General features: G+C 35.7%; 26 protein-coding genes. 2 read left to right on the top strand and 24 right to left on the bottom strand.

Going from position 1 to position 26,086, the window contains the following annotated elements; all coding sequences use genetic code 11:
• Nucleotides 1-162: 162 nt before the first annotated feature.
• From hisIE to EG359_RS02480, 17 genes are all read right to left on the bottom strand, one after another.
• Complete coding sequence (gene hisIE / locus EG359_RS02560) at nt 163-750, bottom strand: bifunctional phosphoribosyl-AMP cyclohydrolase/phosphoribosyl-ATP diphosphatase HisIE (RefSeq protein ID WP_076355301.1); 588 nt, start codon at nt 748-750, stop codon at nt 163-165.
• Entirely contained in the window at nt 747-1,499 is a 753-nt protein-coding gene (gene hisF / locus EG359_RS02555; RefSeq protein WP_076355303.1) for an imidazole glycerol phosphate synthase subunit HisF, read from the bottom strand. The genes hisIE and hisF overlap by 4 nt, the downstream gene beginning before the upstream one ends.
• Nucleotides 1,492-2,214, bottom strand: a complete 723-nt coding sequence (gene hisA / locus EG359_RS02550) for a 1-(5-phosphoribosyl)-5-[(5-phosphoribosylamino)methylideneamino]imidazole-4-carboxamide isomerase (protein ID WP_076355305.1) — start codon at nt 2,212-2,214, stop codon at nt 1,492-1,494. The genes hisF and hisA overlap by 8 nt, the downstream gene beginning before the upstream one ends.
• Nucleotides 2,214-2,795, bottom strand: a complete 582-nt coding sequence (hisH, locus tag EG359_RS02545) for an imidazole glycerol phosphate synthase subunit HisH (RefSeq protein WP_076355307.1) — start codon at nt 2,793-2,795, stop codon at nt 2,214-2,216. The genes hisA and hisH overlap by 1 nt, the downstream gene beginning before the upstream one ends.
• Nucleotides 2,796-2,798: 3 nt before the next feature.
• On the bottom strand, nt 2,799-3,893 hold the full coding sequence (gene hisB / locus EG359_RS02540) for a bifunctional histidinol-phosphatase/imidazoleglycerol-phosphate dehydratase HisB (protein ID WP_076355309.1): 1,095 nt from the start codon (nt 3,891-3,893) through the stop codon (nt 2,799-2,801).
• Entirely contained in the window at nt 3,890-4,921 is a 1,032-nt protein-coding gene (hisC, locus tag EG359_RS02535) for a histidinol-phosphate transaminase (RefSeq protein ID WP_076355311.1), read from the bottom strand. The genes hisB and hisC overlap by 4 nt, the downstream gene beginning before the upstream one ends.
• Before the next feature lie 5 nt (nt 4,922-4,926).
• Entirely contained in the window at nt 4,927-6,201 is a 1,275-nt protein-coding gene (hisD, locus tag EG359_RS02530; RefSeq protein ID WP_076355313.1) for a histidinol dehydrogenase, read from the bottom strand.
• 10 nt (nt 6,202-6,211) lie between these two features.
• Nucleotides 6,212-7,069 carry an ATP phosphoribosyltransferase gene (gene hisG / locus EG359_RS02525; protein WP_123867261.1) on the bottom strand — a complete coding sequence of 286 codons (858 nt, stop codon included), beginning with the start codon at nt 7,067-7,069 and terminating at the stop codon, nt 6,212-6,214.
• Between the two features lie 249 nt (nt 7,070-7,318).
• Nucleotides 7,319-8,416, bottom strand: coding sequence for a glycosyltransferase family 4 protein (locus EG359_RS02520; protein WP_076355317.1), 1,098 nt, complete (start codon nt 8,414-8,416; stop codon nt 7,319-7,321).
• Nucleotides 8,413-9,189: a polysaccharide deacetylase family protein gene (locus EG359_RS02515; protein ID WP_076355319.1), complete on the bottom strand. Its 777-nt coding sequence runs from the start codon at nt 9,187-9,189 to the stop codon at nt 8,413-8,415. The genes EG359_RS02520 and EG359_RS02515 overlap by 4 nt, the downstream gene beginning before the upstream one ends.
• Nucleotide 9,190: 1 nt before the next feature.
• Entirely contained in the window at nt 9,191-10,120 is a 930-nt protein-coding gene (locus EG359_RS02510; RefSeq protein WP_076355321.1) for a glycosyltransferase family 2 protein, read from the bottom strand.
• A 5-nt stretch (nt 10,121-10,125) separates the two neighbouring features.
• Nucleotides 10,126-11,295, bottom strand: a complete 1,170-nt coding sequence (locus EG359_RS02505) for a glycosyltransferase family 87 protein (protein ID WP_076355323.1) — start codon at nt 11,293-11,295, stop codon at nt 10,126-10,128.
• 31 nt (nt 11,296-11,326) lie between these two features.
• Nucleotides 11,327-12,139 (bottom strand): 2,3,4,5-tetrahydropyridine-2,6-dicarboxylate N-succinyltransferase, encoded by an 813-nt coding sequence (locus EG359_RS02500; RefSeq protein WP_076355325.1) that lies wholly within the window; start codon nt 12,137-12,139, stop codon nt 11,327-11,329.
• An 83-nt stretch (nt 12,140-12,222) separates the two neighbouring features.
• On the bottom strand, nt 12,223-12,834 hold the full coding sequence (locus EG359_RS02495; RefSeq protein WP_076355327.1) for a methyltransferase family protein: 612 nt from the start codon (nt 12,832-12,834) through the stop codon (nt 12,223-12,225).
• A gap of 101 nt (nt 12,835-12,935) precedes the next feature.
• A complete protein-coding gene (locus EG359_RS02490; RefSeq protein WP_076355329.1) occupies nt 12,936-13,313 on the bottom strand; it encodes a DUF2255 family protein in 378 nt (125 codons plus the stop codon).
• A gap of 108 nt (nt 13,314-13,421) precedes the next feature.
• Entirely contained in the window at nt 13,422-13,748 is a 327-nt protein-coding gene (locus tag EG359_RS02485) for a LytR/AlgR family response regulator transcription factor (protein WP_076355331.1), read from the bottom strand.
• A gap of 27 nt (nt 13,749-13,775) precedes the next feature.
• Nucleotides 13,776-14,348: a C40 family peptidase gene (locus tag EG359_RS02480; RefSeq protein ID WP_123867260.1), complete on the bottom strand. Its 573-nt coding sequence runs from the start codon at nt 14,346-14,348 to the stop codon at nt 13,776-13,778.
• A gap of 153 nt (nt 14,349-14,501) precedes the next feature.
• On the opposite strand from EG359_RS02480, the gene EG359_RS02475 reads away from it, so the two are divergent.
• Nucleotides 14,502-15,140: a hypothetical protein gene (locus EG359_RS02475; protein WP_076355333.1), complete on the top strand. Its 639-nt coding sequence runs from the start codon at nt 14,502-14,504 to the stop codon at nt 15,138-15,140.
• Between the two features lie 36 nt (nt 15,141-15,176).
• Here EG359_RS02475 and EG359_RS02470 read toward each other — a convergent pair whose 3' ends face one another.
• Nucleotides 15,177-15,545: a hypothetical protein gene (locus EG359_RS02470; RefSeq protein ID WP_076355335.1), complete on the bottom strand. Its 369-nt coding sequence runs from the start codon at nt 15,543-15,545 to the stop codon at nt 15,177-15,179.
• Nucleotides 15,546-15,934: 389 nt separating this feature from the next.
• Here EG359_RS02470 and EG359_RS02465 point away from each other — a divergent pair, with 389 nt between their 5' ends.
• A complete protein-coding gene (locus EG359_RS02465; protein WP_123867259.1) occupies nt 15,935-16,621 on the top strand; it encodes a hypothetical protein in 687 nt (228 codons plus the stop codon).
• 197 nt (nt 16,622-16,818) lie between these two features.
• Here EG359_RS02465 and EG359_RS02460 read toward each other — a convergent pair whose 3' ends face one another.
• The 6 genes from EG359_RS02460 to EG359_RS02430 form a co-directional block, all read right to left on the bottom strand.
• Nucleotides 16,819-17,151: a transposase gene (locus EG359_RS02460; protein ID WP_076355339.1), complete on the bottom strand. Its 333-nt coding sequence runs from the start codon at nt 17,149-17,151 to the stop codon at nt 16,819-16,821.
• A gap of 294 nt (nt 17,152-17,445) precedes the next feature.
• Nucleotides 17,446-17,730 (bottom strand): hypothetical protein, encoded by a 285-nt coding sequence (locus tag EG359_RS02455; protein WP_076355341.1) that lies wholly within the window; start codon nt 17,728-17,730, stop codon nt 17,446-17,448.
• A gap of 593 nt (nt 17,731-18,323) precedes the next feature.
• A complete protein-coding gene (locus EG359_RS02445; RefSeq protein ID WP_076355343.1) occupies nt 18,324-18,746 on the bottom strand; it encodes a transposase in 423 nt (140 codons plus the stop codon).
• Nucleotides 18,747-18,942: 196 nt separating this feature from the next.
• The gene (locus EG359_RS02440; RefSeq protein WP_164463036.1) at nt 18,943-20,361 is read right to left on the bottom strand and encodes a tetratricopeptide repeat protein; all 1,419 of its coding nucleotides are present in this window, start codon (nt 20,359-20,361) and stop codon (nt 18,943-18,945) included.
• A gap of 451 nt (nt 20,362-20,812) precedes the next feature.
• Nucleotides 20,813-21,349 carry a hypothetical protein gene (locus EG359_RS02435; protein ID WP_076355347.1) on the bottom strand — a complete coding sequence of 179 codons (537 nt, stop codon included), beginning with the start codon at nt 21,347-21,349 and terminating at the stop codon, nt 20,813-20,815.
• Nucleotides 21,350-21,432: 83 nt separating this feature from the next.
• Entirely contained in the window at nt 21,433-26,046 is a 4,614-nt protein-coding gene (locus EG359_RS02430; protein ID WP_076355349.1) for a beta strand repeat-containing protein, read from the bottom strand.
• Between the last annotated feature and the right edge of the window lie 40 nt (nt 26,047-26,086).

Below are 26,086 nucleotides of genomic sequence, written 5' to 3'. Positions count from 1 at the left end.
TTTTTATGACTTGAAACCTTTATTAAAGGGATTTGATATAAAAATAACCTACAGATATATTTTATCATTCCATATTATCTAAACACAAAGATATTTTCACGAAGCGACAGAACATGACGTATTATTTTCACAATAAAAAAGCCTTTGAAAATTTCAAAGGCTTCATTTATTTCTGTCTTGAAGAATTTTTTCTATATCTTCCAACGAAAAGTCTTTTGCTTTCAATAGGATAAGAAAATGATATAAAAGATCTGCAGCTTCATTTTTAAAAAGTATATCATTACTATCTTTAGCTTCAATCACTACTTCTACAGCTTCCTCTCCTACTTTTTGAGCCATTTTATTAATCCCTCTCTGATACAGCGAATAGGTATAAGAATCTTCCACTTTCTTATCAATTCTTTGAGATATCTTCTCTTCCAATTCGTATAAAAATCCCTTGGAATCCTTTTCTCCGAAGCAACTGAAAGTTCCTGTATGGCAAACCACATTCGTTGGAATTACCTTAATTAGTATGGTATCCTGATCACAGTCTATGTCTATACTTTTCACTTCCAGAAAATTACCGGACTCCTCTCCTTTTGTCCATAATCTATTTTTGGAGCGACTGAAGAAAGTTACCCTTTTTTCTTTTTTTGTCTTTTCAAATGCTTCCTCATTCATGTAGCCCAGCATCAAAACCTGCAATGTTCTGTTGTCCTGAATAACTACCGGAACAAGGCCATTATCTTTATTAAAATCAATGTTCATCGTACTTCTATTTTTTGAGTTTTTAATTGTTGTTTTAAATCCGGAATGCTAATTTCATTAAAATGGAATATACTGGCTGCCAATGCTCCCGTAGCCTTGGTCTCATTGAATACTTGAACAAAGTCCTCTACAGTGCCTGCACCTCCGGAAGCAATGACAGGAATACTTACGTTTTCTGAAACAAGTTTTGTAATCCGTAAATCAAAGCCATTTTTTGTTCCGTCACCATCCATAGAAGTTAAGAGGATTTCACCGGCCCCAAAATTCTCTGCCTGCCTTGCCCATTCTACAGTGGTAAGCTCGGTAGCCTTTCTACCTCCATTAATATGAACAAGATCTACATCTCCTACCCATCTTGTATCAATAGCAACTACAATACACTGGCTCCCAAATTCATTTGCCAAATCAGAGATAAGCTTTGGATTTTTCACTGCGGAAGAATTGATACTAATCTTATCCGCTCCTGCTTCCAAAAGTTTTCTGACATCTTCAATAGACGAAATTCCACCGCCTACCGTAAAAGGAATGCTTAACTCTTTGGCAATATCTCTTACTAATTCTACAAATGTTTTTCGATCTTCAAGGGTTGCAGTAATATCAAGAAAAACAAGTTCATCAGCTCCCTCCTGTTCATATTTTTTTGCCAGTTCTACGGGATCTCCTGCATTTTTTAAGTCCTCAAAATTGACTCCCTTTACAGTACAACCATCTTTAATATCCAGACACGGAATAATTCTTTTTTTAAGCATTTTCAATAAAGTTTTGAAGTTGTTGGAGGCTTATTTTTCCCTCATAAATGGCTTTCCCTATAATTGTCCCGGAGCAGCCGACATCTTTCATTTTATGGACATCCATGATGCCGGAAATCCCACCACTTGCTACCAACTGAACTGAAGTTTTGTATAAAATTTCAATATACAGACCCGTTGAGGGACCTTCCAGCATTCCATCCTTTGAAATATCGGTGCATATTGTGCTCTGAATTCCTTTTTCCTGATATTGAAGAATGAAATCAATAATATCCTCATTACTTTCCTCTTGCCATCCGGAGGTTTTAATTTTTCTGTTATCACAGTCTGCTCCAAGGATGATCTTTTCCGGACCGTACTTTTCGATGGCGCGATAACAAAACTCAGGATCCTGAACTGCAATACTTCCTAGCGTAATCTGCTTTGCACCGGAATTGAATGCAATTTCTATATCCTGCTCTGTTTTCAATCCACCTCCAAAATCAATGTGAAGTGAAGTTGAGCCTGCAATATCCTCTAACACTTTTTGATTCACGATATGCTTTGATTTTGCACCATCAAGATCTACCAAATGCAGATATTTAATTCCAAAATCTTCAAATTCCCTTGCAACCTCTACAGGGTTTTCATTGTATATTTTCTTTGTGCTGTAGTCACCTTTTGATAAACGCACACATTTTCCATCAATAATATCAATAGCCGGAATAATCTTCATTATGATAAATTTATAAAGTTTTTAAGTATTTGACGACCAATGGTTCCTGATTTTTCCGGGTGAAACTGCATCGCATAGAAATTATCTTTCTGTAAAGACGCACTGAATGGCAGAATATAGTCACAAACCGAAGTGGTAAAGTCTGACAGCTCACAATAGTAACTGTGTACAAAATAGACATCATCATCTTTTTCAATGTCTGAAAATAATGAAGAGTTTTGATTTGCAACAGTATTCCAGCCCATATGTGGCACAAGGCCCTGAGGCGGAAACCTTTTCACATTGATATCAAAAATCCCCATTCCTTCAGTGTTTCCTTCCTCATTAGCTTTACACATTAACTGCATTCCCAGACAAATCCCCAAAACGGGCTGTTTCAGACTGGGAATAAGTAAATCAAGACCTTTTTCCTTTAATAATTTCATGGTAGAAGATGCTTCACCCACACCCGGAAAAATAACCTTATCAGCATTTACAATAACTTCAGGATCATCTGTAATTACAGAGTCTACCTGAAGCCTGTTTAATGCATTCTGTACAGAACTCACATTTCCACCGTTATATTTTATTATTGCAATCATATCTTATAAACTTCCTTTAGTTGAGGGTAAACCATAATTGGCATCTGATTGATTAACAGCCATTTTAATTGCCTTTGCAAATGCCTTGAAAATAGATTCTATCTTGTGGTGTTCATTGTCTCCTTCCGCTTTGATATTCAAATTAGATTTTGAGGAATCTGTAAACGATTTAAAAAAGTGAAAGAACATTTCTGTAGGAACATCTCCTATTTTTTCTCTTTTAAATTCAGCATCCCAAACTAACCACGGCCTTCCTCCAAAATCAATGGCTACCTGCGACAGACAATCATCCATAGGAAGCAGGAAACCATATCTTTCAATACCTTTTTTCTTTCCCAATGCCTTTACAATAGCTTCTCCCAGTACAATTCCTGTATCTTCAATGGTATGGTGCTCATCCACGGCAAGATCTCCGTTCACCTTGATCGTAAGGTCCATATTTCCGTGTCTGGCGATCTGTTCCAACATGTGATCAAAGAAATGAAGCCCTGTTGAAATTTCAGAATTACCGTTTCCATCAATATTAACTTCAATATCTATTTCTGTTTCATTGGTTTTTCTGGATACTCTCGCTCTTCTCATTCCATCTTTTAAGAAGCGATAAATCTCATTCCATTCTGTGGTAACAAGGCTTGCTTCCTCATTAAAGCTTTGGTTTATAAAAATAGACTTAGATCCCAAGTTTTTAGCTAATTGAATGTCCGTAACTCGATCACCGATTACATAGGAATTTTCAAGATCGTAATTTCCATAGATGTATTTCCCAAGCATTGCAGTTCCTGGTTTTCTGGTAGGTAAACCTTCATGTTCAAAACTCTTATCTATTAAAATTTCACTAAAGATTATTCCTTCATTTTCAAACGTTTTGAGCATCTTTTCCTGCGGTTTTATAAAGTCTTCCAGAGGAAAGCTTTCAGTTCCCAAACCATCCTGATTGGTTACCATTACTAGCTCATAATCTAGCTCATTGGCTATTTTGGACAGACTTTGAAAAACACCTGGATAAAATTCAAGTTTTTCCAGTGAATCTACCTGAAAATCTGTGGGTGGCTCTATAATTAACGTTCCATCCCGATCTATAAACAGTACTTTTTTCATTCTGATATGTTTTTTAAAAGATTGATCAGTTTTTCATTGTCCTGACGATTTCCTACATTAATTCTGATGCATCCCGGAATAGCCGGATCTCTTCTGCTGGTTAAGATTTCCTGCTCAAGCATCATGTCGTATACTTTCCCTACATTCTTCATTTTAATTAAAAAGAAATTGGCATCCGTTGGAAATACCTTATCAATACATTTGATATCTTTAAACCGTTCCTGTAACCATTCTTTTTCTGCCAAGATTTTACTTACATTTTCCTGAAGATTGGTTTCTTCATCCAACGTTTTTAAAATTAATTCCTGACTTAATACGTTGACATTGTAAGGGGCTTTTACCGTATTGATTAGTTTAATAATCTCTTCAGAAGCGTAAGCCATTCCCACTCTTGCACCTGCAATTCCCCATGCCTTTGAAAAGGTCTGAAGAACAATAAGATTGGGGTATTTAGTCAAAAGTTCCAGACTTGACTTCTTTCCGGAAAATTCGATATAGGCTTCGTCTACCACAACAATTCCATCAAAATTCTGAAGATAGAATTCAATATCGTCTACACTATTTCCCGTGGGATTATTGGGTGAACACAAAAAGAAAACCTTAATGGGCTGCTCTTTTACAATTCTTAAAAAATCATCTTTTACAATGTCAAAATTTTCATCCAAATTAATCTGTAAAACCCTGTTTTCATTAATAGTAGCATAAAAACCATACATGGCAAACGATGGATTCATCATCAGAATGGAATCTTTTTTAGGTTCGCAGAAAATCTTAAGGATTAAATCTATCAGCTCATCACTTCCGTTTCCTATTGCAATCTGTGATGGGGAAACATTTTTAAGTACTGACAATCTGTTTTTAAGCTTTCTCTGCGTTGAATCCGGATAACGGTTACATTCTCCAAAAGGGCTTTCGTTGGCATCTAAAAAGGCAGGATCATTAAATTGATTATGGTCCCTAAAACTGATATAAGGCTGTAGTTTTAATATATTTTCTCTTACTAAATTATTGATACTTATTGTGTTCATTTTTATTATTTTAATCTGATTGATACTGCATTTTTGTGGGCAAACAGTCCTTCTGCTTCTGCCATTATCTCGATTGTTTTTCCTAGATTCTGAAGTCCCTCCTTAGATAAGTGCTGAAACGTTATTTTCTTTACAAAACTATCCAGAGATACTCCGCTGTAATTCCTTGCATAGGCATTAGTAGGGAGCGTGTGATTGGTTCCGCTGGCATAATCTCCGGCACTTTCACAGGAATAGTTTCCCAGAAAAACAGACCCTGCATTTTCAATCACCGGAATGTATTTTTCGAAATCATTGATCGCTAAAATGAGGTGTTCCGGAGCATAAAGATTGCTGAATTCAACAGCTTCCTCAAGACTATTCATTACTATAAAGCTGCTATTTTCAAGCGATTGATTTGCAAATTCATTTCTAGGTAAGTCCCTGACTTGTTGTTCAACAGCAGCAATTGTCTCATCAAAAACTTTAAGGTCAGTCGTAAGAAATACAACCTGACTATCACTTCCGTGTTCTGCCTGTGAAAGAAGATCTGCTGCACAAAATTCCGGGATCGCCTGCTCATCTGCTATGACAAGAACCTCGCTTGGACCAGCCGGCATATCGATAGCGACTCCATAGCGTTGGGCATATTCTTTTGCGGCCACCACAAACTGATTTCCGGGACCGAATATCTTGTAGACCTTGGGAATACTTTCAGTTCCTAAGGTCATGGCAGCTACCGCCTGCGCTCCACCTGTTTTAAAGATTTTTGAGACTCCGCAAAGCTTTGCCGCATACAAAATAGCAGGATTGATATTCCCATCTTTATCTGGTGGTGTACAAAGAATAATCTCTTTGCATCCGGCTAGATTTGCAGGTACAGCAAGCATTAATACTGTTGAAAACAAAGGGGCTGTTCCCCCAGGAATGTAGATTCCCACTTTCTCTACGGCTCTATTCTCTCTCCAACAAACCACTCCCTTTGTAGTTTCAACCTTTTGAATTTCCGGAATCTGAGAAGTGTGAAATTTAGAAATATTCTCCTTTGCCTCCTGAATTGCTATTTTTAATTCATCACTGATCTGGTTTTCTGCTTTTTTAATTTCTGCGTCTGTAACAGAAATATTCTCTGTCTGAGCCTTGTCAAACTTCTTATTGAACTCTATTAAAGCCCGATCTCCATTATCTTTAACTTCCTTAAAAATTTCAGCAATCAACTCTGAAATTTCATTTTGCTCAAAAGTTGGACGCTTTACCAAATCTGCCCAAATTTCTCGCTGAGGATACTTATATATTTTCATTTGTATTTTTTTAAATAACCATTTTATCAATTGGAATGATGAGGATATCCTGCGCCCCATTTTCCTTTAGTTCATCTATAACTTCCCAAAAACGCTCTTCATCAATCACAGAATGAATACTGCTCCAGCCTTCTTCCGCCAATGGAATAACCGTGGGACTTTTCAGTACAGGAAGTACCTCTGCTATTTTTTGAATTTTATCATTGGGAACATTCATCAGGATATATTTTGAGTTTTTTGCTTTTAAAACCGCCTTAATTCTGAATAAAAACTTATCTAGAATAGCCGTTTTATCCTGCGATAATTCTGGTGTTTGAGCTAAAACAGCTTCTGATTTCAGTAAAGTAACTGTTTCTCGCAATCCATTTTTGAATAAAGTACTTCCGGAGCTTACAATATCACAGATACCGTCCGCCAGACCGATGTTTGGAGCTATTTCCACAGAACCGGAAATAACGTGAATATCTGATGTAATACTTTCTTTTTCTAAAAAGTTTCTAAGGGTATTGGGATAAGAAGTGGCAATTTTTTTGCCTTGAAAATAAGCCAGATCATCGGTTTCAATATCTTTTGGAACAGCGATGGATACGCGGCATTTTGAAAATCCAAGCTTCTGAACAATCTGAATATTCTTCTGCTTTTCAATCAATAGGTTTTCACCTACAATGGCAATATCCACCACTCCATCTTCAAGGTATTGTGGAATATCTGAATTCCGGAGATACATGATTTCCATCGGAAAGTTATCTACGGAAACTTTAAGCTGATCTTTCCCGTTATTGACGAAGATTCCGCAGTCTTTGAGGAGCTGTAAGGATTCTTCATAAAGCCGGCCGCTTTTTTGGATCGCAATTTTTAATTTACTCATTTCGTCTTTGTTGAGTCTGAGCAAATAAAACTGATCTGTTGAAGATTTCTGAGGTGAATTCAGGAAACAAAAAAAACCGTCTATTTACTCAGACGGTTTTTAATTATTTTTGATTTTAGCATACACATATATCAATCAATTCCGCCTAACAGAGATGATGATAATAATGATGTAATGCTAAAAATATTGGTTTCATTGTATTGAATTGTGATGCAAATGTAGGATTTATTTTTAAAATGCAAAGTTTTTTTAGATAATTTTTTGATAAAGATTCATCAATTCATTGGCAATTGGCTCGTCATTAAATTTCTGAACAAACTCAAAACCCTTTTCCTCACGGCGTTTTCTTTCAGATTCATTGTCCCATAGAAATTGTATCTTGGCTTTGATATCCAAATCATTTTTAGGATCAATGTAAACAGAGTCTTTTCCTCCTGCTTCAGGAAGACAGCTTGTATTACTTGTTACGACTACAGTTTTTGAAAAAAGTGCCTCAATGACAGGGATTCCGAAGCCTTCAAAAAAGCTTGGATAAACAAAAATATCTGCCAGCTTATAGATCACAGCCAGCTCATCCATGGAAACTCCCTCCAGGAAGATGATCTGTTTTTCCATTTTATTGTTTTTCAGAAATTTTTCTATTTTCTGATAATATTTTGTCTTTCTTCCTACAACGACCATTGGAATTTCAGTTCCGCTGATTGCTTTTACCACACTCAACAGGTTCTTACGCTCTTCAATGGTTCCTACATTAAGAATGAACCTTTCAGGAAGCTTAAACTTCTCTTTTGCCGTCTGAATAAGCTCAGGAGACTGCTGTTCTTTAAAGGCCTTATGACAGCCTTGATAAATGACTTCAACCTTGCTTTCAGGAACGTTTAGATACTGAACAATATCTCTTTTAGTCTGTTCTGAAATAGCAATAATTTTATCAGCAATACTCGCGGCTTTCTTAAATTTCCACAGGTGTATTTTCCTATCGAAAAAAGAATAATATTGCGGATATCTTACAAAAATCAAATCATGAATGGTAACAATCTTTTTAATAGGCTTTTGGTCCCATTTCAAGGGAAGTTCTCCTGATAAACCATGAAAGATATCGGCACCTTGCTTTTGGGCATCTTTACCCATCTTTAACTGTCGGGAAAGGTTTCCTTTGGAGGTTTCAATAAATCTGACATTAGGACGTTCCAGAATATCCTTTCCGCGATCAGATTTGTTCTTATTAAGCAGCAGATATTCGTTATCCGGATAATACTCGGATAGTATTCTTACAAGATCCCTTGAATAATTGCCCAGGCCGGACGTATTGTGAAAAAAACGTTTTGCATCAAAAGCAATCTTCATCGTTCTATTTGTTTTTGAAATTCCTGAAATGTACCGAATGTATGTCCTTTGTCTTTTAGCCAGCCAACAAATGAATCAAATCTTTCTACCATATCTTTTCCTGAGTTTTTTACAGTAAAACCTGGTAGCTTAAAGGCTTCTTCCTTAATTTCTGCAAATTCCCACGGATGGAAATAGATATTCAGATAGTTATCTTTTTTCAAGGTATCGGCAGCCAGTTTTTTGTAGAATGACAATGGAAAATTATGAAAACTTAGCCAAAATAAAGGAATTCTGAAGTTTGGAGACACGGATGCCGGTACCTGTGTTACGTTTCCTTCTTTAAAATAAGTTCTCGATACTTTTAGATTATTATATCTCCCCGGTAAGAATGTAGGATTTATGGAAGAATTGTAGGAATACCCTGCTCTTTCAACTTCTTTTTCGTTGACAGGCATCATTCTCGGCATTCTTAATCCTGTTACTTTTGTTGAGAATAATTCTTCCAGCTTTTCTCTGGAATCTTTCAAATGTTTTTCTTCAAACTCTGAATGAAACCAAGTGTGTGAGGCTAATTCATGCCCCTCATTCAATAACCTTTCAATAAGGTGCTTGCTGTTTTCCGCAAAGACTACCGTAGAAAAAAAGGTAGCCTTGGCATTATATTTTTTAAGGATATCCAAGATCCTTTCTAGTCCTGTTTGCGAAATTGAAATTTGCTTTTCAAAGGGAATTTCACCCTTATACTCTAATGGCATATCAAATTCTTCAATGTCAAAACTCAATAAAACCATTTTAAAAATTTTTGTTTTTAATAATATAATTAGGCCTGTCTTTCACTTGTTTAAAGATTTTACCTAAATAAATTCCCATAATTCCCAAGATGATCAGCTGAAGTCCTCCAAAGAACACAATGGTCATGATTAGGGATGCCCAACCTGAGATTTCTGTATGGGCTATGAAGGAATGGATTACATAAATTCCATAACCAGTGACTGAGATCGCCGAAAATAGAAAACCCAGATAAGCAGCAAGATAAAGAGGCTTTACACTGAATGCCGTAATCCCTGTGAATGCAAAGGTAAACATCTTTTTAAGGTTATAGCTACTGCTTCCATAAAGTCTTTCTGCTGCTGTAAAATCTATTCCGATTTGCTTGAATCCCATCCAGCTTGTTAATCCTCTCAGGAATAAATCATCTTCATTGAATTTACGCATTACTTCAACGGCACTGGCATCCATCAGTCTAAAATCTGAACCGCCTCCTTTCGTTAAATTAACATCAGAAAGGCTTGATAATAGCTTATAGAAAAGATCCGATGTTTTCCTTTTAAAATAAGAGATTTCCTTGGGATAGGTTCTTACTGTAAAAACTACATCATACCCTTCTTCCCATTTTTTTATCATTTCAGGGATAAGTTCAGGCGGATGCTGAAGATCGCCATCCATAGAGATGACTGCATTTCCCTGAGCACAATCCATTCCGGCCTTTACGGCAGGCTGGTGGCCAAAGTTTCGTGAGAATTCAATGAATTTTACTTCATCATATCTATTGGAAAGTTCTTCCAGTTTTTGCTGTGTATTGTCTCTGCTTCCATCGTTTACAAAAATGATTTCAAAGTCATAGTTGCTTAGCCCGTCAAAAACCTCCTTGATTTTCTGATGAATCATGGCTACGTTTCCTTCTTCGTTATAGGCGGGTATTACAATTGAAATTTTCTTCATATTGATTAATTCAGGCTGTAATTTTTATCAAAATCCTTGGTTAAAAGCTCGTAGGTTACCCTTAGCCAAATTACAATGCAAGGTACAGCCTTTAAGGAGTATTTAATAATATAATTTTCTTTTATAAATTTCGGAAACAGATCCGAAGTTGAAAAACATGTAAAAATAATCACAAAAACAAGCAATCCGATAATAAGCGGTGTTCTTTCTTTCTGTAGGAAAAACCAGATTAAAACTCCCACCACTGCAATGATGTATGTTGGAGATTCTGAGCTGGAACTGAACAATACTAAAAATAGTAATGTTGACGCCAGGATCATTAATTGGAATGCGTAATGCTTGTATTGTTTAATTCTGATATAAGGCAGAGCAAAAAGAGGCAATCCAAATGCCAAAAACACAAGATTGGAAATGGAGGCATCCCCTAAAATTCTTCTGACAAACCCCATCAATGAAATATCCTGCATATTTCCAAGCACCTGATTTTCGCTGTTCTTTTCTACTATAGACTGAAACCAGTCTGAATAGCACTGAATTACAAATTTTGGGCTTGAATACGCCATAGGAAGTGCAAAAAACACTGCGGCAATAACAATTCCTGAAAGAATGAACTTAGTCTTGTTTTTAATAAAGAAAAACTGTGTAAGACCTACAATTCCATAGATTTTCACAAATATTCCTATTAAGATGGCCGTTACTGATTTTACTTCTTTTCTTTCGTAGATATACACTGCGGATAACAATAAAAGACCTATAAGTGCTACATTAAACTGTAGGCTTAAGGCTGCGGTAATGTATTCCTGAAGACATAATAATCCGAAAATCGCTTTTTTGGAATCTGAAAAAGGCAGTTTATGAATTGCATAGACGAAAATAAAGGTATTGCCAATATTCCAAAGGGAAATTCCCAGCCAGTCGGGCATCATTGCAAATGGAGCAATTAATGCGCTAAAGAAAACTCCATAATGATTTAAATCAAAATAAAGATCAGGATAATGGATAAATAAATTCTTCTGATGAATGGTATTAAAGAATACATTTTTGAAGATCAGATAATTATTGATCGCATAATCTCCTCTAAGGTATTTGGAAATTGCGGTAACAACCGATATAATAAGATAAACCCCAAATATATATTTAGGGTTTAAAAGTATTTTAAGAAATTTCTCTTTCAAGATTGTGTGGTATTAGCTTAAAAATTGAATCTTAAACAGCTACATTATTATCTCTCAATGCATCATTCAGAGATGTTTTCTTATCTGTAGATTCCTTTCTCTGACCGATGATTAGTGCACATGGAACCTGATATTCTCCTGCCGGATACTGCTTGGTATAGCTTCCAGGGATTACCACAGAACGTGCAGGAACTCTTCCTTTAATTTCTATTGGTGTATCTCCCGTTACGTCAATAATTTTTGTTGATGCTGTTAATACAACATTCGCTCCTAATACAGCTTCTTTTTCTACATGAACTCCTTCTACAACGATACATCTTGAACCAATGAAGCAATCGTCTTCAATGATTACAGGAGCAGCTTGCAATGGCTCTAATACTCCACCGATTCCAACACCACCACTCAGGTGAACGTTTTTACCGATCTGTGCACAACTTCCAACAGTTGCCCAAGTATCTACCATAGTTCCTGAATCTACATAAGCACCAATGTTTACGTAAGAAGGCATTAAAATAACACCCGGAGCAATGTAAGCTCCTTCTCTCGCCACTGCATGTGGTACAACTCTCACTCCTTTTTCAGCGTAGTTTCTCTTCAAAGGCATTTTATCATGAAATTCAAATGGACCTACTTCAATAGTTTCCATTTTCTGGATCGGGAAATACATTACTACAGCTTTTTTCACCCATTCATTTACCTGCCATCCGTTTTCTGTAGGTTCTGCAGTACGAAGTTCACCTTTATCAACTAAAGAAATAACCCCTCTGATCGCCTTTTGGCTGTCTTCATTCTGCAATAATTCTCTGTTGTCCCAGATATTTTCGATAGTTTGTTGTAACGACATGTTTCTTATTTAAATTAGTTTGAAAAATTATACCGGCCAAAGATACAAAAAAGTTCAGCAAAATAATTTCAAACATGATGCTTTTAATAAAGGCCCAGCATACGTCCTACCCTCTTTTTATACGCAAGATATATTGGGCCATGCTGTTTGAGTAAAAACTCTTCCTCTAACCTGATCTGAATTTGCATTAAAATACTGCCAATCAGTAAAAATGTTAGGGCAATAACTGTCGGAAAAGCAAGGAAAAAACCTACAAGACTCACAGTCATTCCCAGAAATATGGGATTTCTTGAAAATCTGAAAAGACCTTGGGTAACAAGCTCAGTTTTTGTATCATTATCAATTCCAATTCGCCAGGAATCCTTCATTTGCCATTGAGCTATGAAAACCCAAATCAGGGCAGCAATCATCAGAATTACACCCAAATACCGGAAGAAATCATTGTCCAGAAAGCTTATTATAAAGGCTTGCCCTATTATATCATGAAATAAAAATAGCAGAATTGTATACGTAAACAGAAAGAATAAAGTCAGTTTAAAATACCAACCAATAAGTCCATACGCAGAATCGTCTTTAGGAAGTACGTTAGGATTTTTGCCAATTCTTTTGGTAACGGCGAAAGTAATTCCTACAAATGAAACAAGAAAAAACAGGACAAAGTAAAGTGGAATAAAGAATCTGATAAAATCTGTCATAGTATAAAAGTTTTGTACAAAATTCTTCCGTTTTAGAACGCAATGCTATTGCAATGATTTTCTTTACGTACAGAAAGCACAAAAGCTTTTACCTATTTACATTATTTTGCTTCACAAATAATAAACTCCATTGTTTTTTCAACGTGCTTTTCCTGAACAATACCTTTTGCATATTTTCTGTTCCTCCCTATGTTGTATTTCGTTAAATACGCCTGATTAATTTCATCTGTAAGTTCATTAGCATCATTGGGAATGACTGCCTTTATGTTAAAAATTGAATTTCCACATTGGATTTGGCCATTTGGGTCTTTTAAGAAAGTATTATACCAGCTTCTTTCAGCCAGACCCCATGATCTGGCGAATATTCTGTCATGAACAACAACCATCCATATTTCCAGAAAATCAGTTCTTTCTGATCCTGCTTTGATTCCGCTAAGGTTATTTGTTCTGATATAATTCAGTACTTCGTCTTTATTCATTATAGTAAGTTTTTTGTAAAACTATGATAAGAGAAACTGAATAAAAACTTTTTTATGTACACGAACAGAAATGTGATGTGCTTAAGTGTTTTATTGATGTAGATTGTTTTACAGCATCATTTTGCCCAAAGCTTCGGTAAGGCAATCCTTATAGCTTTTGGCCACCGCAATTTTTATATCACCACACAAAAGCTGATTGTCTTCAAAAGATTCGATATTGATTAAGTTGATGATATAAGAATTATGTACCCGCATGAATTCGTCAGGCAGACTATCAATAAGATCTTTGAGGGTTTTGTAATAGATATATCTTTTTCCATTCAAGGTGTGAACTTCCACATAATTACCTAAGCCCTTGATGATCATAATATCCTTATAAAAAAGCTTTACCAGCTTTTTATCTGTTTTAATAAAGGCAAAGGTTCGGTTCTCCATTACTGTTTATAAATGGTATGTATTCTATTATAAAACACGTTGAGCATGAAGATACGCCTTATTCCAGTATTTTTCGTTCAATGATGAGATGATCACTCCTTTGGATGTGGAAGCATGAATAAACTTCACTTCTCCATCGGGACCAATGTCATGAACAATTCCTACGTGAGAAACCCGACTGCCTCCAGCTGTTGCAAAAAACAACAAATCACCAGGCTTTACATCTGTAATATCAATGTTTTTGCCGGCTTCTGCCTGATCGGAGGATCTTCTTGGAAGATTGAATGAGTTTTCCTCAAATACCTTTACAGTAAATCCGGAACAATCAAATCCTGATGATGTATTTCCACCAAACTTATATGGGGTCCCAATATATTTTTCGGCATCTTTCAAAATATCATTGATGGATCTTGGAACCTTGCCATCAAATTTGGAATCCAGCTTTCTAAGGTTTTCAGACTTTACAATCGTTTTACTTCCTGATTTTTTATTAGAAGAAGCCTTCTTCGAACTCCCGCAGGACACTACAAAAGCAGATGCAATTAGTAATACAGACAGCTGCTTTATTCTTATTCTGTTTTCAAATAATCCCGTTCTCATATTCCTCTGATTTTTACCTAATTAACAATTGATAGACAAATATACATTTTATATTTTAATTATAGTAAAACTATACTACAACTATATGATAAATATATGTTAAAATTTTGATTTACGTTATTTATTGCTATCTTTGAGTTCAATATTTACAATATGGCAACATATGAAAGTGTAATCAAGATCACGGGGGCTGTAGGCGACCTTGTTTTTTATAACCTGAATGGGAAAAATGTAGTTCGGAAGAAAAGCGGCTTCAATAAAACGGCTTTTAAGAAGAATCCATCCTATGAAAAGGTAAGGCAAAACAGTTCTGAATTTGGACATTGCTCCAAAGTGGGAAAAATCATTAGAGTAAGCCTGGATTTTTATATCAAAAAAGCAGGTGATCCTCTCCTCTACCAGAAGTTTGCAAAACTGATGACAGAAATAAAGGATTTGGATACAGTTTCTGAAAGGGGTAAACGAACGGTTGAAAATGGATTACAAACTGAGATCGGGAAAAAGCGTCTTAGACAATTTCAGTTTGGAACGATAGAAAATGTAATGTCCATTGTTGAAGTTAAAAATCAAGCTCTTTTAATAAACGGAAAAAAACAAATTGATAAAGCAGCAATCCTTACCATAAAACTGGACTCTGAAAATATGATGACAGAATATGCTGAAGATGAAGTGATATTGAATGAAAGCCAGAAAATATCCTTTAAAGAATATTTTGGAAAGGAAGATTTCCTCCTCTATTTTGTAGCATTAAAGAATGAGAATAATGAGATTCTCCAAATGGGGTTTATATAAACAAAAAAGTCTGCAGATTTGCAGACTTTTTATTTTTTATTTCTTTTCTCCTTTCCAGGTTCCGTATTGTGCTGGTGTTGGAAGTTGGTTGCCCCAGCTTCCGTTTCCTTTTTTATCCGGATTAAGTTTTCCTTTAAACTCTCCTTTTGACGGAAGTCCTACTGTTCCAGTCAGATCTCCTGTATTACTTAAATTACCGGAAATATTGTAATTTGTATTACTAACATCGGAATGCATGGTTCCTGATACTTTACCGGTATTGTCTACCACAAAATTCCAGACTCCCTTATCACCTCCTTCATATGTCCCCGACCATGTTCCTATGTAATCATAGATCGTTTCATCATCAGAGCTGCAACCGATAAATAAAAATGCCGTTAATAAAAGTAAAAAAAATTTCTTCATAGTTTCAGTAGTTTATAACCTAAAAATCATGTTATTCCTTATTACATACATTCCAAAAGCCATGTAATAAAGAATGAGCTTATTATTTATTATTTTTTTGTCCGTGCAAATCTACTAATTTTTTGATTCAAATTATCTGAATTTTAATTAGTGCCCAATATGTTTATTAAAAACCAACATATTTCGGCTAAAATACAAATATTTTTCAAACAAAATCATAAAGCTCAAACTTTGAGTTAATAGTTAATTCATATGATTTAAAATTTTCGTCAATGAACTCAATTAAAGTTAAATAGAATGATATAAAATACATTTAATAAGTTTTTTATTCTTTATTAATACATATTTCTTACATTAGTGAAAAATTTAAACGTTATTCAATTTATACCATGAAAACAAAGACTTTTTTTTTGACAGCACTTGCTTTTTGCAGTTACATGAATGCCCAAGTAGGAATAAATACTACAACTCCTACAAGCACGTTGGATATTAATGGATCGCTAAGAGTAAGAAACCTGTCAAATACAGAACAAAAGATTGTTACAGCGGATTCTGATGGTACATTCAGCTTAATGTCTCCGGAGGAAATTTTCTCTCCAAAAGCGATACTCAATACTTCTACAAATGGCGCAGAACAAAGATCTACAATTTATGAGGGAAAATGCTTTCAACCTGCAGATAATGCCTCTTCTTGTACGGTTTCCCTCAACCATTACAGTTCATGTACCGGCTTTAATACTCCGGTAGAAACCAAAATTGTAGTGGGACAAAATATTAATACCTCGAACGGGCAATTTTCTGGCGTATGGAGCGCCCGATACATTGACAATAAGGGATTCACAAACAGTTCACCTATCCCCAACCAGCCGGTTCCTGATTATCCAAGAATTTCGTACCCCAATACCAACGTCTCTAATTATCTGGCAAGCTCCTTTCTGGGTGGACAGCAATGTACGGCTGATCTAGTAGCCACAATTAACCCAACAACCGGAGAAATAAAGCTAGAATCAGTAAAACGAAATATGTATGCCCATTTGGTCTATCTTCTTTCAGTAGCACGTTCAAGGTCTTTATAATACATTATACTTAATGAAAACAGCCGTAATACTCATTGCGGCTGTTTTTATTATAGGGTTCTGAGTTCTTCAATAAACTTAGTGTGTTGTATCAATATTATTGTATTATATTTTCCATAATATATGTTACTTTTTGTTTAGCATTAAGTATAATCCATCATTCTTTTAGGTTCATAATACTGCTCTATTTGGGTATTTTAAACCAAAAATATTTTTTTCCATTTTGTTATGGTATTTCTGCTTAATTTAAAATGTTTTGCCAATTGAACGTTATTCAATTGATGTTTTTTCTGATAATCTAAAATTTGCAGAATATCAGATTTATGGAAAGATGAGTGTTTCTGATTTATTTTTAAAGACTCTTCTGATTGCCCAAAAATTTTCCGGTTAAGGGAGAGAATATCAATGGCAGATAAGTTTTCTTTATCGAGCAGCGGTAAACACTCTTTTATTTTATCCGGAAATTTATTATTCAGGATATCTCTATAAATACTTTTATAATCAGGGTATGCAATTGAATTTTGTTTCATTTTTTTTCGTATAAATGTTATCGTTTTTTTATCCTAAAAAAAGATGCACTTAGAAATCCGCATTTTTTTTTCTAGTATTCTATACAATGTCATCAGGAGCAAAATCAATGATAATCGCTATTTCTTTTGAAAAATGTTTTTTTATAATATAAACCCATATACTTCTGCCAGATTACCACTTCACTTCTCCCTGCATTATTCTGTCTAAAATAATTTTCTCCTGCAAAATATCAGTGATTATATTTTTCATATAATTCATTAATTTGCCTTTCTTTTTATGTCTTTCTTGTTGATTTAGAACTTTATTATTTTATATTCGGGATTTTTACTTTCGTAGTAGAATATGTTTTTATATTCTTTCCAAAAAATATATTGTGATATCATGATATCTACCACAACATTTTTCTGAAAGATAAATGTAATCTCGTCTCTGAATATTCCCCAGCGGTATTCATGATAAAACCAAATTTCATTATCCGAATATTTGCAGGGTCTTCCATAAGTGTTTACCAAATCAGCCTTGGATTGATTAATATGCAACTTAACTAATTTTTGAAGCTTCTGTATTTGTCTATCCATTTGTAAAGTATTATTTTAGGGATCTTGTAACTGAGACTTAGTCATTTCTTTTGACTGAATCTGATCAAATGTTGAGAATAGTACCTGAAAAAATTGTATTTCAGAAACTTGCTTCATCATAATAAAACCTCTGAATCCAAAGATTTGAACAATACATTTGCTTTATATCGTCTTTGGAACATTTTAGAAAGTTACAGATCCGGGATATTTCTATCCCGTTTTCTGCAACTCCATTTTCAATCATTTTTCCTATGCAGATGTTTTTGAAGTTCATTTGTGTTTTTAGAATTTTCGTTAAACATGACTATTCCGGTTTATGATCCGTTATATTATTGGAGCTTTTAAAGGTTAATTACAGATGCAGGATGTTCTGCCTTAACTGGTTTTCCATTTTTAACCCGCATTCTGTAATATGCGATAATGTTGTGATATCTGCCTGAATTGATATCACATTATACAATATAGACTTTGAAAGACCCCAGGCAGGAAAAATAATGATTGAGAGGGAATTTATTTTTCACAACTTGCTCAGCTAAAAAATTAAATAGTTATATTTAGTTTCTCCTAGTAATTCCAGTTGGTTTTCCGGTCTTTTAATTTTTGTATTTGCTTATCCATTTGTATAAAGTTGTTTTTGGGATTTTGTATTTTTCTGTTACTTCCATCCTTGTCATTTTATTTGATGAAATTTGTTCTAATATAAAATCAATAACCTCTTTAGTATATATATTTTTCCGGAATATAGGGAGAGAAGATTTCTTAGCCTTTGTATTGTTTTCTAATGCCACACAAGGTGCATATAAGATCAGATGCTGGGAATAAACTCTGAAAAAATCATATTCCAAAAGTTTACACCACCTTAGCAAGATTTCAGAATCAAGACTTTTTGATTGATACATTTCTTTTATTTCTTTTTCTGTAGATTTAAGAAATTTGCAGATACGGATTGAATCTATTGCAAGTTCCTCAACTCTTTCCTGAATAAGTTTTCCAAGGTGAATATTTTTAAAGTTCATATTTTATAAATTCTGAAACAAAAAAAACTTAATTATAGGAAAAATGAAAAAAAACAATATACTATTAATGCACTATTTAACCCTATACATCTATAAATCAATACCTTAAGTTACGCCATATATTAATACAAAAAAGTATTTATAAACGAATGATAGATAGCTACCATAAATAAGTAAACAAGCCTTGATTTTTCAATTAATTATTTTTATTAACCAACTTTTTAAACCAAAGTTCAAGATCTTCATCAGGAAGAATTTCTAGTTTTTTTCTCAAATTTTGTCGTCTGTTTCTTATAGTACTTAATGATTTGAAAGTATATATAGAAATGTCTTTTGTTCTAAATCCCAAGAAGAAATATGCACATAAGGATAACTCCGAAACCCGAAGTTTAGGATCAATTGCAAGTAATGCGACAATCACTTCCGGATAAACTTCTCGGAAACGGGTGAAAAATTCCGGGCTGTTGTTTTTGGCTAATTGTACTACTTCATCAAAAGATTCGTTTACTCTTTGTTCAAGGTTCTTGGTATCTTCTTCATAACGTAATGTTATTTCTTCTTTTTGCTGAATAAGCATCTGCTCTTTCTCAGAAGATATTTTTTTTATATGGTTCAGCTTTTTTGTCTTTCTTACAAAAAGTAACCACAAGCCGAGAAGTAATAAGAGAATAACAGCAGAAATAAGTAGTAAATAAGATTGTCTTTTTTTATTTTTTTGTACCAGTTCTTCTTTTTGCTCGGAAAGAATGGTATTGATCGCCAGATTAGAAGCAGAAAGCATTTCGGAATTATAGCTGTCCTGAAGCTCAAGAAATTTTAACTTGTATTTTTCTTCTGATGATATATTTCCTGAAAGATGATATATGTAAGCTATTTTTTGATAAAGTGGAATCAACTCAATCTTTTGCCTTGAAATAGCCAAAGCTTTTTGATAATAAATAAGTGCAGAATCATTTTTCTTTTTTTGGAGTAATAGATCACCATACTTAGTGTATGCAAAGGAAAGAAATGGAAATTTACTATTCTTTGCCAAAGTAACAGCTTTCCTTATATAATATTCTGCTTCGGTTATTTTACCTACAGAAGTATAATAATCTGCTAATTCTGTATAATTATTAATGATGTGAGAAAGGCTCTTTTTAAGCTCTATTTTTTGGAGAATTATCCGACATTCGTTCAGATAATAGTATGCGGAATCAGGTTTTTTCATGAAGCCATAAGCTAAACCCAGGTTCTCATGGATTAATGCATTAGCCAAATCAATGTCACTTTCCTGTTTCTTTATCCTAGGTATTATTTCTGCAGCTCTCTTAAATTCAATAATTGCATTTAAAAGTAAATTTGTTGCCATATATATACGACCGCGGATTCGTCTTATCTGGTAATGCAAATAATAATCATTAAGTTTTTGATTTTCTATCTGTGCCTTATCCAGATATTCGAGAGCCTGTTTATATGCATTAAGTCCTGATAAAGATTGGGCAATATAAAAATTCCCCCACGCAATTCCTTCGGAGTATTCTTTTTCTTTACTTAAATCTAATGCTACTTTAGCATATCGGAAACTTTCCTGTAATTTAACTTCCTTTTGTTTTACATAAGAAGAATCCAGCAAATTATCTATTTGCGTTATTTTTTCCTGTTTCGTTTGTGAAAAGAGAAAAAAAGGAAAGTATAAAAAAATATATAGTAGTTTATTCTTTTTCATAATACTAATGCCTACTTAAACATTATAATAAAGTTAAACAAGGTTAAAAAATATTAAAAATGTTAAAAATTTTATCTTAAATTAATCGGTAATGCAGGTACCTTTTTAAATAAAATATTAGCTTTTGTTAAGTCCGATAAAATTCTAATTCCCATCGTTGTAGCCCGCTAATTTTTGATCTGTTGTCCTTGTTATTTACCTCACTTGCTTGGGTACATTTGTATCCTTTTGATATAAATTCCAATATTGCTTTCGGCGTTGGTATTGATCTCAACTTGGTTATATTTAAGAATATTTTATACATTTTTATTATAGAAATAGTGCAGGAAAAAATCCCCTGCACTTTTAACATATATTATTACATCCAGAAAGTCCATTTTGCACCATTGAATACAGCCAAACGTTTTGATCCGGTTTTATTAACGTACACCATCATTCCCGGTGCGGGATTGATAATATCATCCGTACTGTTTACCTGTGGAAGAACCATCGCTTTGTTGGACGATTCCAAGATCAGAATTCCGTTGGCAGTTGAAGCACTAGACCCAATGATAACTCCTTGCTTTCTATCCTCCGTTACAACAGGTTGGCTTACCAATGATGATGCAATGTCAGCTTCATTGCCACTGCTCAGATCCTGCCAGGTACCGTTGTAATATTTCACTTTGGTTTTTGCGGCATTTGTTACATCCAGAAGCAGAGTGCCTTCCGCTAACCCCGTTCCTGAAGGAAGTGTTCTGGTATATGGAAGAATAATTCCTTTTTTTTGCCCTGCCGCAAAATCTACCAAAACAGAGGTTTTGTCAACCGCTGTTCCGATATTATCTCCGAAGATTACCTGCGCAAATGCAATATGAGATAGCATCAATAGTGATGTGATAACTATTTTTTTCATTTTATTATATTTTAAATTGATTAATTATTGAGTAAGTGCATTGCAAGAGAGTTCTCCTGCAATGCTTACTCTATAAAAACTAATTATGGACAAGCCGGTGTACTAAAACATTTCCATAAACCATCTGAATAGATTTTCAGACATTTATCAGTCGTGTCATACATCATCATCCCTTCCTGAGGAGCCGTGATGTTACCTAAATCTGCTTTTGCAATTCTGGTTACTACAAATCCCTGGGTGTTGGACTCCAAAGCGATATGTCCGCCTTTTCTTACCATAGGCCAGTTATCTGCATTATCTGTTCCTGCTCTTTTCAGTAAGGTAATGCCTACTTTGGTGCCAGCTGTAGTTCCTGTAGTCACAGGATCTCTGTAACATACACCGGAATCCGTATCCGTAGCCGTATTATTGGTCATATCAGTATCGTTGACATTTATAGGTGGCGTAACAGTAACGGTATTCACAAGATCCCCAGTGAAGGATGCAGGAATATTTACGGTAACTGTGTAGGTCACTGTACCATCTTTTGGTAATGACACAAGATCATTAATTGCTCCTGTCATAGTTCCCGTTACGTTTGTGCTGCTTCCTGCAGAAACAACTGCTGTATAGGAAACGTTAGCCGCAGGAATTCCCGCAGGAACCAGGTCTGAAACCTTCGCATCCTGCAAGCCGAAAGGTCCGTTATTTTTTACCACTATTGTATAAATAGTCGTACTACCAGGAACATAATTAAGTGTTCCGTCATTTTTGGTAACAGACAGATTAGCATCAAAAACAAGTGGGGATGTAACACAATGAGCAGCGTCTGCACCACTACCACTTGATATAGTGGTAACCACCGTATGTACCCCGGTTGTTATATTGAATTTGTGAATTCCTCCTGCATTTAAGACACCGTAAATATCTCCGTTAGCCCCTATCATTCCTCCATATGTGCCCGGATGAGTTGCTGTTCCTATCGTTGTTATATTTCCGTTTGCAGGATCGATGCGGTTTAATGTACTACCGGATATACCATATAAAAAGCCGTCATTTACATTATAGCCGAGATCAAGATAGCCCGGAGATACTCCTCCTGAATAAAGAACAGATGTTGCTGCCAAAGGAGTAACTGTAAGATCAATTTTATATAATCTGTTACTTCCTCCCGATATGTAATAGATTCCATTATTGTCTATTTCTCCCGCATATAGTCCGGAAACTAAACCAGGGACCGTTCCTAAATTTGTCACAACCCCTGTCCCTGGGTTTATTTTCAAAAGATTAGGACCGTTTTGATCCATCGCATATATAAAACCGTCTTTTGGGTTATGCGCCATCCCGTTATAAACGTATGGTGCATTACCACCTACCGCATTAAGGCCAGAGGGATTGCCAGTAGAAAAGTTCACTCCAAATAGTTGAGTAGTACTCGGTGCTCCTGTTCTTGATAAGAATACTTCAGAGCTACAAAGCGTAGCAAGAGCCTGTGTATCGGTATCGGTAACAGTATTGTTAGCTGTATTAGTATCAGGTACTGAAGGCGGAGATGTAATCGTTGCCGTATTGGTAAGGTTTCCTGTGAAACCTGCCGGAATATTTACAGTAACGGTATAGGTAATTGTAGCACCTACAGGAAGACTTACCACATCACTGAGAGCGCCAGTCTGGATGCCGGTAATGCTGGTTGTTGCACCTCCTGTCAATACCGGTACGGAATAAGACATATTCGCAGCAGGAATACCTGCCGGAACACTGTCCTGAACAAGCGCTCCTATCATACCGAAAGGACCATTATTTCCAGCCTCTATCGTATATGTAGTAGTTGTACCGGCTATATAAGTAGCCGTATTGTCAGTTTTGGTTATATAAGGATCAGCGGAAAAAATCAAATCATTGGTAGGGCAGTTTGCACCATCGTTATTAATGCTGGCAGGAGCCCCTGAAATAAGAGTAGGCCGCCCTGTTATAAGATCAAATTGATAAAATTCCCCACCGTTTGTTGCCCCGTATATCTTTCCGTTAGCCCCGATCATTGCTCCGAACACGCCAACATTATCAAATGGGGTTCCTATGAAAACAATATTTCCGTTGGCCGGATCAAACTTAAATAATTGATTTTCGCCAGAACCTAACTGGGAAACACCATAAAACAATCCATCATTAATATTATAAGCTATATCAGAAGAGCTTACATTAACAGACGGGTTGAAAGGAATACTCTGTGCTATTGCTGTCGCTACATTAACTTTATACACTCCAATATTATTAGCAGTTTTAATATAATAGTTTCCGCTGGTATCAAAATCTCCATTAACATATGGGCCAGTAACAATTTGATTACCATTTGTGTTTACGATTTGTCTTGGAACCCCTACCATTTGGCCAGTATTCGGATCTATTTTTATTAAATAACGCTCTGCCGGACCACCATTTGAAGCAGGGAGTTCTCCCCTTACTGCATATAAATATCCATCCATACTATTGTAACCCGTCCCATTATATGCTTGAGGGCTTCCTGTTCCTCCAACATTGGCTGTTCCTATAGCAGTATAGGTAAAAGGATTGGTAGAAGTATCAATTTTATACAAAGTTTGATCTTGCGAAAGGAATGCAGTAGGACTACAAAGTGTAGGACAAACTGAAATTGTCACCGTTACAGGAGTAGAAGCCGGACTATAGCAAGCATTTACGCTGTCGTAATAAAACGCATAATAAGTTCCTGCACCCGCCTGTGTAATTTGTGTACCGCTAAGTGCTGTACCTGTATGCGCATTATTGGTAAACCAGGCTAAGGCTGCACCAGCAGGCACCGTACCTGTATGAGCGTTAGTAAGATCTATCGTTGTAGCAGGGCATACATTGGACAAGTTTTGTACTGCCGGAGCTGTAGTTCCCGCATTACAAACAGCAGCAGGAGTAATAGATAAACTACAAAGCGCCATAAGGCTTCCATCGGAGCCCCCATCTCCATTAATCGTCAACTGGGTATATGCTGATGGTGCAGATATCCTGAAGTATCCACCACCACCGCCACTTGTATTAGGTGCGCCGTTGCCTGATATAATGGTATTTCCACTAATTGTTGAATAACAATTAGTCCCTGCTGTAATTGAAACGGCTCCACCATTTGAGTTGAATATAAAATTTTCACTCTGGAGGTTACCAGTAGCACCAAGAACAATTATTAGATCATTAACAGGTTTATTAAAGTTTAATGTAATACTCCATTTGGTAGTTGAATTAGGCAAAATATTACCTGGGCCACCCACAAATAAGCTATTAGCAGATAAACCAATAGTGCTTGAACAAGAGGAATTATAATTAGAGGGATAGCTACCTACAAGTCCGGTATAAGATGTATTGATAGTGACTCCATTTACTGTTACAGTACCGGATCTTGGTATATTGGCAGTACCACCGGTACAGGTAACAGGAGTAGATGTATCATTAATCCCATATCGCAACCCTGCTACAGCAGTAGCATCAATGTCTAAACTTATCGTTCCGTCCGCAGTACCATCGTTACCCGTGGCAGAAGTAGCTTCACCTACGGTTACCCATCCTGTTGGAAGCTGTTTGGCAGGTGCAGTTGCACCTATTGTCCCCTGGTTTTTACTTAATTGAAAAGTATAAGTACTTCCTTCAGTAACATAACCGGCAGGTATCGTAAATGTTCCGTTGCTGGCAACAGCTGCAGAATACACCACTTTTCCATCGCTTCCCACAGCATTAACGTACAAACCTCCGGCATTGTCGCCTGTCCCATTGATGTTGGTGGCACCATCGGTATCTTTATACACTGTACCGGACACTGATGGTTTTGCCAATGGTAACAATGCAAAAAAATTGAGACGTACTCCAAAAATAGCGTTACTAGAAGGTCGTGTTAAAGTCATAGAAGGAGCTGAGGCATTTCCTGTAGAATAATAGGTACCAGACCTTATTCCATCCGGCTCATTATTAACAGCAGTAAAGGCACTTCCTCCCGTATTGGTTACATTAGTGTTGGTACTACTAAGCCATGCAGCAGGCGTTATACTGAATGTTTCATCTTTGGTAATTCCTGCAAATGCTGTGTATACAACCTCACTATTACTTCTCCCTATCTGTGTTTGGGTAGGAATTGATGAGTAGGTAAAGCTATTTGCATTACTATTATCGTTTCCCCAAGAGCTTCCCCCCAAATCATAGTTTGTTGCACTACTCACATTAGCATATACTTCTATATGCACAATCAGTTCATCGCCCGGATCTTTTGGAAGATTAATATTGGGAAATGCTATGGTAGCATTACCTGTAGGCAACCCATTTGCATCGGTCAGTATATTCCTTTGCATGAGTGTTGAAAAATGAGCATTGGTCAAAGTTGCTGCTGTAAGGTCATTTCTTGAATAAGTATATCTATTGGATGTCCCCGTCATTGCAATACCACTTACCGTTGGAGGAATGTAATCCTGTCCATAATTTCCAGATGGATAATTATCGCCAAAGGGTGTTGGTCTATGATCCCTTTCAAACCAATAAGTCACTACCATTACCCTATTGCTACCTGCGGGAATATTCCAGCTCAGCGAAGGAGGAACACCTCCCCCTCCACTTCCGCTGGCTTTGGTCGTTGTGCTTCCCAGCAATGTTATATTTTGCGCATATAAACTTGCTGAGATCAACAGCAGAAATATGACAAAAAAGTGAAAAAATTGTGTTTTTTTCATTGTTTTTTTTATATTATTTATTTTTTTAACTCAATTTTAA

The organism is Chryseobacterium joostei (assembly GCF_003815775.1).
Taxonomy (GTDB): Bacteria; Bacteroidota; Bacteroidia; order Flavobacteriales; family Weeksellaceae; genus Chryseobacterium; species Chryseobacterium joostei.
The sequence above is the reverse complement of the archived record's forward strand: the minus strand, read 5'-3'. Positions and strand labels throughout refer to the sequence as shown.